The organism is Streptomyces sp. NPDC046349, assembly GCF_055587885.1.
The window spans coordinates 640,883-654,180 of the sequence record NZ_JBVJFK010000003.1 but is presented as its reverse complement, the minus strand read 5'-3'; the positions used below and the strand labels follow the sequence as shown (position 1 = coordinate 654,180).

Sequence of the window (13,298 nt, the reverse complement as noted above, 5' to 3'; positions counted from 1 at the left end):
CCGACATCCATGCCGGGATCACCACCGCGGTCGTCGTCAACACCGCCGTCGTCGTCCTGGGCATCCTCACCACCGTCCTCTTCCTCCGCAACAAGCAGCCCGGCAACTAAGGCAACTCCGCCTTGTGACAGACCTGCCGAGGCGGCGAACGTTGGCCCCAGGCACGGAGGGAAGGAACCACGATGGCAACACCCGCCCACTCGGCCGCCGGACAGAGCCGTGCCCAGGTCCGCTGGGAACACGCGAGCATCCCCTCCCCGTCCGGCCCCGTCCCCGCCCGGGTGTACCGGCCGGCGGCGGCCGCACCGCAGGGCTGGCTGGTCTGGGCCCACGGCGGGAGCTGGCGCGCCGGCTCCGCCAGGGACTGGCACGGCCCCACCGCCGAACTCGCCCGGACCTCAGGCTTCGCCGTCGCCAGCGTCGACTACCGGCTGGTCCCCGAGGTGCGCCACCCGGCCATGGTCGAGGACGTACTGGCCGCGCTCGCCTGGGCCCGGCGACAGGCACGGGAACAGGTCAGGGAGCGGGCCGGTGGACGGGGCGGGCAATCCGCACCCGTCGCCGTCGGCGGGGACAGCGCGGGAGCCACCCTCGCCGCCTGCGCCGCCCTCGCCTGCCGCGACCGGGCCCTCCCGCTCGCCGCCCAGGTGCTCGCCTACCCCCCGCTGGACCCCGGCTGCACGGCGGCCTCGTACCACCGCTTCCCCGACATGTTCCCCACCGCCTCCTACCTGAGGGCGGCCTGGCAGGACTACCGGGCCCCGGGCCGGCCCGCCGCAGCCGACGGCACCCGGCTCCACAGCACCCCGTTCGAGGCGGCGGACCTGCGCGGCGTGGCGCGGGCCGTCCTCGCCACCGGCGACCTCGACCCCGTCAGCGACGACGTACACCGCTACGCCCGCCTGCTGCACACGGCCGGAGTGGAGGTCACCCTGCGGGAGTTCGGGCAGACCGGCCACGGGGCGTTCCTCCAACCGGGACCCTCCACGAGCGCCGCACCCGAGACGGCGTCCCTGCGCGGCTGGCTGGGCGTGGCCCTGCGCCTGCTCACCTCACCGGCCACCCCCGGCGCCTGAGACGCCCCCGCTTTCCGTCCGCACCCCAACCCACCTCACCTGGAGCCGACATGAGCCCCGACAGCCCCAACCTCGACGCCCTGCTGCGGCACTTCGCCGACCTCCGCGACGGCCACCACGGCGGAGCCGTCACCCGACCGGACAAGGAGGAGCACTTCCGTACCGCCGCCCGGCTCCTCGACCCGTACGCCCGGCAGGCACTCACCGAACTCAACGACGAACTCCTCCTCGGACAGGGCGTGGTCGACGCCGGCGGAGTCCAGCGCGCCGACGACGGGAGCCTCTTCCACGCCTGGACCCTCTGGTGGGACGAGCAGTCGACCGCCGACATCCCGCCGGTGACCCTCTACGCCCACTACGGCGCGGGCTTCCACCACCCCCACCTGCGCGGCGCCACGGTCTCCGAATGGCCGCTCAACGTCTTCGACGAGGAGCAGGCCGCCGCCGAACTCCCCACGATGCGCGCCATCGCCGCCGCCGACCTGCACAACCTCGTCTTCGAACGGGACTTCAGGATCGTGCCCGCGACCGTGGCGGGCGCCACCGGCCTCCCCGCCCACCAGCACTGAAAGGCCGCCCGCCATGACGAAGCCGCGACTGTCCGTACTGGACCAGACCCCCGTCGGCGAGGACCACACCGCGGACCAGGCGCTGCGCGCCTCCGTGGAACTGGCCCGGGCCGCCGACGACCTCGGGTACACCCGATACTGGGCCGCCGAGCACCACGGCTCCCCGGGCTTCGCGAGCAGCGCCCCGGAGATCCTCGCGGGAGCCCTGCTCGCCCACACCTCGCGCATGCGGATCGGCACCGGCGGGGTGCTGCTGCCGCGCTACGACCCGGCGAAGGTGGCCGAGGTCTTCGGGGTCCTCGCCTCCCTCCACCCGGGCCGGGTCGACCTCGGCATCGGCCGGGCCGGCGGCCCCGCACGGGACTTCCCGCAGCGGCTCGCCGAACTGCGGACACTGCTCGGCGCGGGCGGCGTCGTACCGCACCCGCCGGTCCCGCCGCAGATGTGGCTCCTGGGCGCGGGACGCGAGTCGGCGCGGCTGGCCGGCCTGCTGGGCACCGAGTTCGCGTTCGGGCACTTCTTCTCCCCGGCCGGCGGCGCGGAGGCGTTCGACGACTACCGATCCCAGTTCCGCAGGGCAACGGGCCGACCCGCGGGCGGCGCCCTCGCAGTACGCGTGGTCACCGCCGACAGTGCCGGCCGCGCGGAGGAACTGGCCCAGAGCCTGCTGCTGTGGCGCGCCCGCAAGGACCTCGGCCAGGACGCGCCGCTGCCGTCGTACGCGACCACGCGCCGCCACCGCTGGACAGGCGCCGAACTGGAGCGGGCCAAGGTGCACCGCACGGCCCTCGTCTCCGGGGCGCCCGAGCAGGTGCACGCCGTACTGACGGCACTCGCCGCCACCCACGGTGTGGACGAGCTGATCGTCAACACCCTCACGGCCGACCCGTCCGACCGCAGGCGCTCCTACGAGCTGCTGGCCGAGGCCTTCGACCTCCCGGAAGCCGCCCGCGAAGCGGCGGTGCCGGCCGCCCGTTAGGCCGTGTCCTGCGGAGCCTGCCGCGCCCGCGACGCCCGTCACCGGGCGCCGCGGGCGGGGGCGGATGATCTACGGTGGGTCCCGGGCGCCGTCAGGGAGGGGTGCCGCGGACGAGGGGGAGCACCGATGGACCGGCACATCGCATTCGAGAACCTGCACAACTTCCGCGACCTGGGCGGCTACAGGACCGCCGACGGCGCCGCCGTCCGGTGGCGGACCCTGTACCGCGCCGACTCACTGGGCAAGCTGCGCGGCGCCGACTGGGACAGGTTCCTGGAGCTGGGTGTCGGCACCGTGGTCGACCTGCGCTACCCGTGGGAGATAGCGGCCAAGGGCCGGGTGCCCGAGGCCGAGCGGTTCCACTACGTCAACCTGAGCATCGAGCACCGGCCCTACGACCAGGCCGGGATCGACCCCGACATCGACCCCTGGCGCTACCTCGCCGACCGGTTCGCCGAGGTCGCCGAGGACGGCGCCGAGGAGATCCGGCAGGTCCTGGAGACCATCGCCGCAGCGCCCGGTCCGGTGGTCTTCCACTGCACCTCGGGCAAGGACCGGACCGGCTTGATCGCCGCTTTCGTCCTCACCCTGCTCGGTGTCCCCGAGGAGCACGTCCTCGCCGACTTCGCGCTCACCGAGCTGGCCACCGCACGCCTCGTCGCGGACTGGCGGGCGGCCAACCCCGACCGGGTCATGAGGTGGCCGAGCTACGGCCGTGCCCCCGCGGTGGTCATGCAGCTGGTGCTGGCGGACCTCCAGGCCCGCCACGGCTCGGTGCGCGGCTATCTCGAGCACCGCGTGGGGCTCTCGGACCGGACCGCGGACCAGCTGCGCGCCCGGCTGCTGACGACCCCCGGCGTCTGACGCCTGCCGGGCCGCGCGAACGCCGGGCCGGTGTGAACCGGCGTGCGCGCGGGCGGCGCCCGGCGACGCGAAGTCGCTCTGGTGGCGCCGCCGCGGGATCCCTACCATCGGAGCAGGGGCGGGGGAGGGGGGTGCGTTCATGGCAGCGCAGGTCGGGCGGCTGGAACGCTTCGTGGCCTGGGCGCTGCGCAACGCCGACGTGGTGGTCGCCCTCTGCGTGGCGATGGCGGTCGGCTTCCTGGACATCTTCGGAGACGTTGTCAGCGACGACGTCTCCTCCGGTGCCACCCTCGTCGTCCTCGGCCTCCTCGCCGCCGGCTCGATCGTGGAGCGGGTGCGCCGGCCGGCCAGCATCCACGACGCGCTGAGCGGGACCCGCCGGGCCCTGGAGGACCTCGCCATGGTCCGCTCCCTCTCCGGCAACGAGGTCGGCGAGGCCCTGCGCAAGGCCAGACAGCACACCAACCTCTGGTACTTCAAAGGCGGTACGGGTACCTATCTGAGGGCGGTCACCCTGCCGCTGTGCGTGGCCGCGGCCAAGGAGCAGCGCTCCCAGCTCAACGTGAAGATCGACATCGTCAACCCGGCGGACGAGCGCGCCTGCGCCGCCTACGCCCGGTTCCGGCAGATGTTCGGCGGGCAGCGCAGGGGCGACGAGGACGTGTGGACCACCGACCGGGTACGCCGCGAGTCGTACGCGACCGTCCTCGCCGCCTGCTGGTACCAGCGGCAGCTGACCACCCTCGAGATCAGCGTGCACCTGTCGTCGGCCGTGCCCACCCTGCGCTTCGACCTCTCCGAGACCTGCCTCGTCATCACCCAGGACGACCAGGCCCGGGTGAACCTGCTGGTGGAGCGCGGACAACCACTCTACGACTACTACGTCACCGAGTTGCACCAGAGCCGCGAGCAGGCCACCGTGCTCGATCTGCGGGTCGCGTCGCCCCTCGGCCAGGAACCCACCGTCGACGAGGTTCGCACGCTCTTCGACGACCTGCGGCTCCCGCTGCCGCGCGTCTTCACCGACAGCGACATCGGCAAGATCATCGAAAAGGCCCTGCACGCGGAGGATCCCTACAGGAGGTGAGGCGCTCCGGCGCGTGCCATGGACCACGAGCTCGAAAGGACCCTTGTCTCCCTGGAGGAGATCGCCTCCGGGGAGCGTGAACTGCGTGCAGTGCGCCATCCGCTCGGGTTCCTGTGCCTGCCGCTGCTGAGAGAGGGCCCGCGCGGAATCTGTGTGCACCTCTTCGAGGCCGACAACCGCGCCGAGCCGGACGCCTCACCCCTGCACGCCCACAGCTGGGAACTGCGCAGCCGGGTGCTCTACGGCCGGGTCGCCAACCTCCCCGTACGCACACGGGTGGTACGGAGCGGCGAGGAGGGCGCGACCCACCGGGTTTTCGAGGTGCACAGCCGCAGCGACGGAGTGGACGAGATCCGCCCCACGCCCCTGCTGGTGCGCAGCGAACCCGGTCCCGTCGACGTCAGCTGCGGCGGGCAGACGTACACCCTGCCCGCGGGGGAGTTCCACGCCACCGCCCTGGAAGGCCCGGGACCGGCGGCCACCCTGGTGCACGGGCTGTCGGTCCCGGGCCGGCGCGACCTCTCGCTCGGACCGCTCGACGGCCGGCCGCGCCGTACGACCCGCCGGTTGTGCGACAGCGCGCAGACCGTGCGCAGCGTCCACACCGTCCTCAGGAGGATCGATGCCCAGCAACGGGCCTGATTTCGACCGGGAGCGGCGAATCGCCGTTGCCGCCGCGGAGGAGGCGGGCGGTCTGCTGCGCAGACGCTTCGGGGCGGTGCACTGCCTGCGGACGAAGGACGAGTCCGGGGACGTGCAGGTCGACCTCGACCTGGCCGCCGAGAGTCTCGTCCTCGGCCGGATCCGGCGGCACTTCCCGGACGACCGGATCCTGTCCGAGGAGGCCGGGCTGCTCGACGCCTCGGGCGAGCGCACCTGGCTGGTCGACCCGCTGGACGGCAGCAACAACGTCGCGATCGGGCTGCCCGCCTACGCCGTCGGTATCGGGCTGTGCCTGGCCGGCGTCCCGGTACTGGGCGTGGTGCACGAGCCGGTCACCGGACAGACCTGGCACGCTGTCAGAGGGCACGGAGCCCACGGCAGCGAGGGGGTGCTGACGGGACCCGCGCCCGGCCTGCCGGGCCCCGGACCCGTTGTCGCCTGGACCCAGGGGTACGCCGTCCGGCGCGGCGACGCGACGGCGGTGGCCCTGCGAGGCGCGCTGGAACTCCACTGCCGGCGGGTCCTCCAGCTGTGGGCGCCGCTGCTCGGCTGGAGCCTGCTGGCGCGCGGCACGATCGACGCCTTCGTCGGCTACCGCGCCGAGGGCGTGGACCTGCCGACCGGGGCGCTGCTCGCGGCCGAGGCGGGAGTGGAGCTGCGCACGCTTTCCGGGGCGCCCTTCACCCCCGACTTCGCCGGGGACGACTCCGGGCGCAGCTTCGTCGCGGCGCGCGGCGAGACCCTGGCGAGCCTGTTGCGGGAGGTGGGCGCCGTCGCCTGAAGCGTTCGTCGACGTCCCTGGGGTCTCAGGTGGTGGCGGCCAGGGCCAGCGTCGCCGACAGGGTGCCGGCCACCGAGAGGACGAGTCCGGTACCGACGAAGCGGCGCAGGTCGATGCTGGTGCCGTGCCAGCGGCACCGCTCGAACCACAGCAGGGTGGCCAGCGACGCCCATGGTGTGATGACCGGGCCGACGTTGACGCCGATGAGCTGCGCCAGCAGCTGGTGGTGGTTGGCCTCGGGGATGGCGGCCTCGCCCGCCAGGTAGGCCGGCAGGTTGTTGAGCACGTTGGAGAAGCCCGCACCGACCGCGGCCGACCTCAGCATCCCGACGAGGCCGTTGTCCGAGCCCATCGCCGCGGCCAGGACGTCGTGCAGCCCGTGCGCGTTGACGGTCTCCACGACCAGGAACATGCCCGGCACCAGCACGAGCAGTCGCCACGGGACCAGGGACAGGCGCAGCGCCCCGCGGTCGCGGACCGCGAAGGCCGCCACCACGACCAGCGCGGCCGCCATCGACGCCGACCACAGCGGCACGTCCGCGAGGAGCAGCGCCAACAGGAACCCGCCGCACGCCACCGCGCACACCCGGAACAGGACCCGGTCCTCGGGGCTCGGCGGCGCCGGGGGCGCGTAGCTGACCGCGCCGCGTCGCCCCGGCCGCCAGTAGAAGCCCCACAGGCAGGCCATCGTCACGGCGATCGCGGCCAGCTGCGGCGCCCACATGGCTGCGGCCATCTCCGACGGGGCCAGCGCCACCCGGTCCGCGGCGAGCAGGTTCGTCAGGTTCGACACCGGGAGCAGCAGGCTCGCCGTGTTGGCCAGCCACACCGTCGTCATCGCCAGCGGAACGGCCGCGATGCCCACCCGGGTCGCCAGCGCCAGCATCACCGGGGTCAGCAGGACCGCCGTCGTGTCCAGGTTCAAAGTGATCGTCGTGACGGACGCGAAACCGACGCAGAGGAGGAAGAGCAGGGCGTAGTTGCCGCGGCCCACCCGCGCCACCCAGGTGGCGACCACGTCGAACACCTGGGCCTTACCGGTCAGTTCGGCAAGGACGATGACCGTCGCCAGGAAGACCACCAGCGGCCCGATGCGTTCCAGGACGTCCCCGGCGGGCGCGCGAGGGAGCAGACCGGTGGCGACGCAGAGCACCCCGAGTGCGAGCAGCCCGCCGGCCAGCCAGTCCAGTGGATGCAGACGCCTGAGGAGAGACACGGCCAACAGAGTCGCACAGGCACACGCCGGGACGGCAGACGGGCCCGGCCGGAACCGGACACCCACCCCCGCCCGGCCCGGGTGACCGGATCCGCGGGCTCCGCGACCCTTCCATGCAGGGAAAGGCCGCGACCGGAGCCCCCGCCCTACCATGGGTCCCATGATGACGGACGGGCAATTCGGGTCGCCGGAACGGGAGTTCGACTTCTTCATCAGCTATTCGCCGGCGGACGAGCAATGGGCCGCATGGATCGCCTGGACCCTGGAGGAAGCCGGCTACCGCACGGTGGTGCAGGCCTGGGACTTCGTACCGGGGACCAACTTCATAGACTTCATGGACCGCGGAGTCAGCGAGTCCGTCGCCGTGATCGCCGTCCTGTCGCGCCACTACGAACGCTCCACCTACGGGCGCATGGAATGGCAGGCCGCGCTCCGGGCCTCCCCCGAGTCACCCGAACGACGTCTCCTGACCGTCCGCGTGGACGAGATGCCGATCGAGGGGCTCCTCGCCACGATCACCTACGTCGACCTGGTGGGAATCGCCGACACCGACACCGCCCGCTCCCTGCTGCTCACCCGGGTCGAGCAGGCCGTCGACGGGCACGCCCGCCCCGTCCGGCGCCCCGGCTACCCCGGCGGCGGACCGGCCACGGCGTCGGGGACCGCGTCGGGCGGCGGCCCGGGCGGAGTCCGCCTCCCCGAGCAGGCCCACCCGGGCCGGCTCCGGCCGAGTGCGCTCGCCGGCCCCGGCTGGGCGGGCCGCCGCCGTCCGGCCCGGGCGCCCCTCTACCCGCAGACCTCCCCGGCCGGCGCAGCCGGCAGCGGCCAGGACGCCGTGACCGTCCTGCACCTTGCCGGGCCCGACTTCGGGCGGGGCCGCGAACCCGACTCGCTCAGCCGCCAGATCCGCGGCGACCTGATCATGCTCAGGGACGCGGGAGCCCCGTCCCCCGACCTGATGGTGGTCACCGGCGACCTCACCGCCTCCGGCAGCCCCCGCGAGTGCGACCAGGCCCTCAGCTTCCTCACCACCCTGCGCTCCCAGCTCGACCTGTCGCCCCAGCGGGTGATGGTCGTACCGGGCGCACAGGACGTGAACCAGGCCGCGTCCCAGGCCTACTTCCACACCTGCGAAGCCGACGAGGTGGCACCGCAGCCGCCGTACTGGCCCAAGTGGCGCCACTACACGCGCCTGTTCCGCGGCCTCTACCAGGGGCTGGACACCGTCTTCGACAGCGACCAGCCCTGGACCCTCTTCCCCGTGCCCGAACTGAGCACGGTCGTCGCCGGATTCAACTCCTCCATCGCCTACAGCCACCGCCAGGAGGAGCAGTACGGCTTCATCGGCCGCGACCAGGCCGCCTGGTTCGCCGAGGCAATGCGCCGCTACGAGGACGAGGGCTGGCTGCGCATCGGCGCCCTGCGCCACCCGCTCACCGACGGCCGCCGTCCCGGCGATGCCGTCGGCGGCCCCGGGGGACTGCGCGACGTCGACACCCTCGCCCGGCTCGCCGCTCCGCGGCTCCACCTGCTGCTGCACGGCCCCACCGGCGGCCCGCGCACCCTGTCCGCCGCCCCCGGACACAGCCGGCTCACCGGACCCGCCGGCGGGCTGCCGCTCTTCGGATCCGCCGCCCCCGCCCGCTTCCAACTGCTCCGGGTCACCGCGGACGCCGTGACCCGGTGGGACGACCGGATCACGTCCGAGGCCGAGCGGTTCCCGGCCGAATGGCGGCACACCCGCCGCGTCTTCCCCGTCCCCGAACTGCCCCCCGTGATCGACGTCGAGCACGACCTGGGCCCGGCCATCCTCGACGATCCCGCCGCCGCGCTCGCCGAGCGCGTCAAGGAGATCTGCCGGGTGCGCAGGGCCGGCGTACGGCTGCGCGACGTCCCGCGCCGCGAACCGGGCGACATGGTCCAGATCATGGCGACCTGGCGGGAGCAGGAGGACGACGTCGTCCAGCAGCAGCGCATCGCCGTCCACCCCGGGACGCCCACCGAGGAGGAGATCGACCGGTTCGTCCGCCAGGTGCACGCGACGGACTCCGGGTCCGAGGCCGTCCTCGTCCACGGCGGCGACGCCCCGCCCGGCGGGCTGCGCCGCCGGGCGGCCGGCCACGGCGTACGGGTCAGGGTGCGCAGCTTCCTCGAGTTCCAGGGCCTGCTCGACCTGCGCGGCTACGTCGCCGCGCAGACCGCCCGGCTCGGCAGCAGCGAACACTACGCCCCCGGCCTGTACCTGCCACAGCGCTACCGCGACGCCGACCGCCCCGACGGGCAGGAGCACGACGGCCTCGTCGAGGAGCTCCTGGAGCTCCTGGAATCCGACCACGGCCGCTTCGTCCTGCTCCTCGGCGACTTCGGACACGGCAAGACCTTCGCCCTGCGCGAGCTGGCCCGCCGCATCCCCGAACAGCTCCCGCACCTGACGCCGCTGCTGATCCCGCTCAACACCCTGGACCGGGCGCACAGCCTCGAAGGCCTCGTGGCCGCCCACCTCGCCGGCCACGGCGTCGACACCATCGACCTGCGGGCCCTGCGCTACATGCTCGCCCAGGGCCGGGTCGTCCTGCTCTTCGACGGCTTCGACGAACTGGTCCACCGGGTCAGCTACGACCGGGCCGCCGACCACCTCCAGGTCCTCCTCGACGCCGCAGTCGACAACGCCAAGATCGTCGTCAGCAGCCGCACCCAGCACTTCAAGTCGCACGCCCAGGTCCTCACGGCCCTCGGCGAGCGCGTCGGACTGCTGCCGCAGCGCCGCGTCCTGTCCGTCGAGGGATTCACCCCGGCGCAGATCCGCTCCTACCTCGTGCGCAGCTACGGCGACGAACGCACCGCCGACCAGCGCTACCGGCTCCTGCGCAACATCCCCGACCTCCTGATGCTCTGCCGCAACCCGCGGCTGCTCTCCTTCGTCGCGGACCTGAGCCAGGACCAGCTGCGCGCCGTCGCCGGCGCCGGCCGCGCGCTCAGCCCGGCCCGGCTGTACGAGGACGTGTTCACCTCATGGCTCGCCCACGAGGAGGCGCGCGGCCAGGGCGGGCCGGGAGCCCCGCCCGGGCTCACCGCCGACGAACTGTGGGCGGCCGTGACCGCGCTGGCCTGGCGGCTGTGGGAGAGCGGCCGCAGCGCCCTGCGCCTGGACGAGCTCACCGAGACCGTCGCCGCCACCCTCAGCGAACTCACCGAGTCCCCGCTCACCCCGTCCGAACGGGCCCAGGCGGTCGGCGCGGGCAGCCTCCTGGTCCGCAGCTCCGACGGCGTCTTCCAGTTCATCCACGGCTCCGTCGTCGAATGGCTCGTGGCGCGCGAAGCCGCCCGCCAGCTGGGCCGCGGCCGCCACACCCTGCTCGTCGCCCGCCCGCTCAGCCAGCTCGCCGTCGAGTTCTTCTGCGACCTCGCCGACCACGAGCTGTGCGCCCGGTGGGTGCGCGAGGTCCTCGACCCGCCCGCCCGTGGGATCAGCGACGCCGCCCGCGCCAACGCCGTGCGGATCAGTGACCGGCTGCGGGTGCCCGCCAACGCCGACCTGCGGGGCGCCAGGCTGGCCGGCGAAGACCTCTCCCACCGCGACTTCTGCGGCGTCGACCTCTCCGACGCCGATCTCACCGACACCCGGCTGATCGGCGCCAACCTCTCCGGAGCCCTGCTGCGGAGCACCCGGCTGACCGGCGCCCGCCTCGACCGGGCCGACCTGAGCGGGGCCGACCTGACGGGTGCGAACCTCAGCCGGGCCCGCCTGACCCGGGCGGATCTGCGGGGCGCCGTACTGACCGGCAGCCGCTGGCACCGGGCCGCCCTCATCGACGTCACCATGGACGACGCCGTGCGGGCCGCCCCCGAACTCGGGACCGCCGCGATCGCCCCCGGGATGCCGGTGCACGCCGGATTCCGGCCCTCGGCGGTCGGGGTCCCGTACGGCTTCGGCATGCGCACCGGCCGCCTGCCCGAACCCATCGCCTACAGCAGCGACGGCGAACTCCTCGCTGTCGGCAGCGAGGACGGCTCGGTCCTCGTCTGCGGCGCCGACGACGGCCGGGCGGTGCGCACCCTCCAGGGACACGAAGGACGCGTCTACGCGGTGAAGTTCCGGCCGGACGTGATCGCCACCGGCGGCTCCGACGGGACCGTACGGCTCTGGGACCCCGTGACCGGCGCCTGCCGCCACAACCTGGAGATCCACCCCGACGGCGTGTGGCCGGTCTCCTTCGACGAGGCCGGCACGCTCCTCGCCACCGGTGACCGCGAAGGCCTCGTCACGGTCTGGGACGTGGCCACCGGCCGGCCCGTGCACCGCCTGCCCGGCCACACCGCGCCCGTCTACACCGCCGTCCACAGCCGTGACGGCCATCTGCTCACCGGCGACGCGGCCGCCAAGGCACGGCTGTGGGACCTGAGCACCGGCACGTGCGTCCGGGAGATCGACGGGCACCAAGGGGCTGTCTACCGCGCCCGGTTCAGTCCCGACGGAACCCTCTTCGCCACCGCGGACCGGGGCGCGGGCGGCCGGGGCGGCACGGTGCGGATCTGGCGGGCGCGCGACGCCCGCCTGCTGCACGAGTTCACCGGACACACCGGCCGCGTGTACGTCCTGGACTTCCACCCGGAGGGCAACCTCCTCGCCAGCGGCTGCACCGACGGCCAGGTCCGGCTCTGGGACCCGGTCGTCGGCACCCCCGCCGGCGTCCTCGAACGGGGCACGGGCGCCGTCTACCAGGTGCTGTTCGGCGACGGCGGCAACCTCCTCGCCGCATGCGACAGCAACGGCGCGGTCCGGCTCTGGACGGTGGCCGGCCGCCCCCACGGCTACACGGTCACCCTGCACGCCCAGCAGCCCGCCGACCACCGCGGCACCGCCTGGGCGTGTGCCTTCCGCCCCGGCGACAGCCAGCTGCTCACCGTCGGCAACGACGGCGGGGCGCAGATCTGGGACTCCGCGACCGGCCAGGGCAAGCGCATCCTGCGCGGGCACGGCCGCAGGATCAGCGGCGTCGCCTTCAGCGCGGACGGATCCCGGCTGGCGGCGGCCGGCAACGACGGCGTCGTGCGGCTCTGGGACACGCGCACCGGGCGGCGTCTGCAGGAGCTCCTCGGCCGTGGCGACCGGCTGGTCTCCGCCGCGTTCAGCCCCGTCGAACCCGTCCTGGCCACGGCCAGCAACGACGGTGACGTCTACCTGTGGGACCCGGTGGGCGGCCAGTACCTGCGCGAGCTCGACGCCGAGACCGAGCACGTGTGGGCGGAGGCCTTCAATGCCGACGGCACACTGCTCGCCACCGCCAACGACGACGACTCGGTCCGCGTCTGGTTCCGCTCGACCGGCTCACCCGTGGCGAACCTGGCGGGGCACCGGGGCCGGGTCCGCTCCATCGCCTTCCGCTCCGACGGCGACGTGCTGGCCACCGGCTGCGACGACAGCGTCGTACGGGTGTGGGAGGCACACAGCGGCCGCCTGGTGGAGGAGCTCGGCGGCGGCGCCGGCCACGCGGACCGCGTCTACGGCGTCGCGTACGGCCAGGGGAGCACGTGGCTGGCGAGCGCGAGCTGGGACGGCAGCGCCATCGTCTGGCGGGACGGGGAGGCACGCCTGCGCCTGCGCGGCCGCGGCGGACGGCTGTGGGCCGTGGCCGCCCATCCGCGCCGGCCGCTGCTGGCCGCGGCCGGCGACGACCGCGCGGTCGCGCTGTGGAACGCCGACACGGGCGAACGGACCACCGACCTCGTGGGCCACACCGGACGGGTGCTCTCCCTGGCCTTCTCCCCGGACGGCAGCCTCCTGGCGAGCGGCGCCGAGGACGGCACCGTGCGGCTCTGGAGCATCCCGCCGGACGGGGAGCCGCCGTCGCTGCGCGCGACGCTGATGGGAATGGCGGGCGGCTGGGCGGCACTGACACCGGCCGGCGGCTACAAGTACGAGGGCGACGTGGCCGGAGAGTTCTGGCACGTGGTGGGCATGTCCCGGTTCGCACCGGGGGAGCTCGACGAGTACCTGCCGGGCGTCCACCGGCTGCCGCTCGGCGAGGAACTCTGACGCGCCGGTCCGGCCGCGGGCGACCG

At 74.0% G+C, this 13,298-nt stretch carries 9 protein-coding genes; 8 read left to right on the top strand and 1 reads right to left on the bottom strand.

Annotation, left to right across the window (positions count from 1 at the left end; genetic code table 11):
- Positions 1 to 182 precede the first annotated feature (182 nt).
- The 7 genes from ACZ6JS_RS10005 (at position 183) to ACZ6JS_RS09975 (ending at position 6,019) form a co-directional block, all read left to right on the top strand.
- Complete coding sequence (locus tag ACZ6JS_RS10005; RefSeq protein ID WP_469297150.1) at positions 183 to 1,076, top strand: alpha/beta hydrolase; 894 nt, start codon at positions 183 to 185, stop codon at positions 1,074 to 1,076.
- 50 nt (positions 1,077 to 1,126) lie between these two features.
- Positions 1,127 to 1,645, top strand: coding sequence for a hypothetical protein (locus tag ACZ6JS_RS10000; protein WP_469297149.1), 519 nt, complete (start codon positions 1,127 to 1,129; stop codon positions 1,643 to 1,645).
- Between the two features lie 13 nt (positions 1,646 to 1,658).
- A complete protein-coding gene (locus tag ACZ6JS_RS09995; protein WP_469297148.1) occupies positions 1,659 to 2,624 on the top strand; it encodes an MsnO8 family LLM class oxidoreductase in 966 nt (321 codons plus the stop codon).
- Between the two features lie 126 nt (positions 2,625 to 2,750).
- Complete coding sequence (locus ACZ6JS_RS09990; protein WP_469297147.1) at positions 2,751 to 3,488, top strand: tyrosine-protein phosphatase; 738 nt, start codon at positions 2,751 to 2,753, stop codon at positions 3,486 to 3,488.
- Positions 3,489 to 3,627: 139 nt separating this feature from the next.
- The gene (locus tag ACZ6JS_RS09985) at positions 3,628 to 4,575 is read left to right on the top strand and encodes a hypothetical protein (RefSeq protein WP_469297146.1); all 948 of its coding nucleotides are present in this window, start codon (positions 3,628 to 3,630) and stop codon (positions 4,573 to 4,575) included.
- A gap of 18 nt (positions 4,576 to 4,593) precedes the next feature.
- The gene (locus tag ACZ6JS_RS09980) at positions 4,594 to 5,217 is read left to right on the top strand and encodes a hypothetical protein (protein WP_469297145.1); all 624 of its coding nucleotides are present in this window, start codon (positions 4,594 to 4,596) and stop codon (positions 5,215 to 5,217) included.
- Entirely contained in the window at positions 5,198 to 6,019 is an 822-nt protein-coding gene (locus tag ACZ6JS_RS09975) for an inositol monophosphatase family protein (protein ID WP_469297144.1), read from the top strand. The genes ACZ6JS_RS09980 and ACZ6JS_RS09975 overlap by 20 nt, the downstream gene beginning before the upstream one ends.
- Positions 6,020 to 6,044: 25 nt before the next feature.
- On the opposite strand, the gene ACZ6JS_RS09970 is transcribed toward ACZ6JS_RS09975, so the two are convergent.
- A complete protein-coding gene (locus ACZ6JS_RS09970) occupies positions 6,045 to 7,235 on the bottom strand; it encodes an SLC13 family permease (protein WP_469297143.1) in 1,191 nt (396 codons plus the stop codon).
- 163 nt (positions 7,236 to 7,398) lie between these two features.
- Here ACZ6JS_RS09970 and ACZ6JS_RS09965 point away from each other — a divergent pair, with 163 nt between their 5' ends.
- The gene (locus ACZ6JS_RS09965; RefSeq protein WP_469297174.1) at positions 7,399 to 13,272 is read left to right on the top strand and encodes a WD40 domain-containing protein; all 5,874 of its coding nucleotides are present in this window, start codon (positions 7,399 to 7,401) and stop codon (positions 13,270 to 13,272) included.
- Positions 13,273 to 13,298 lie beyond the last annotated feature (26 nt).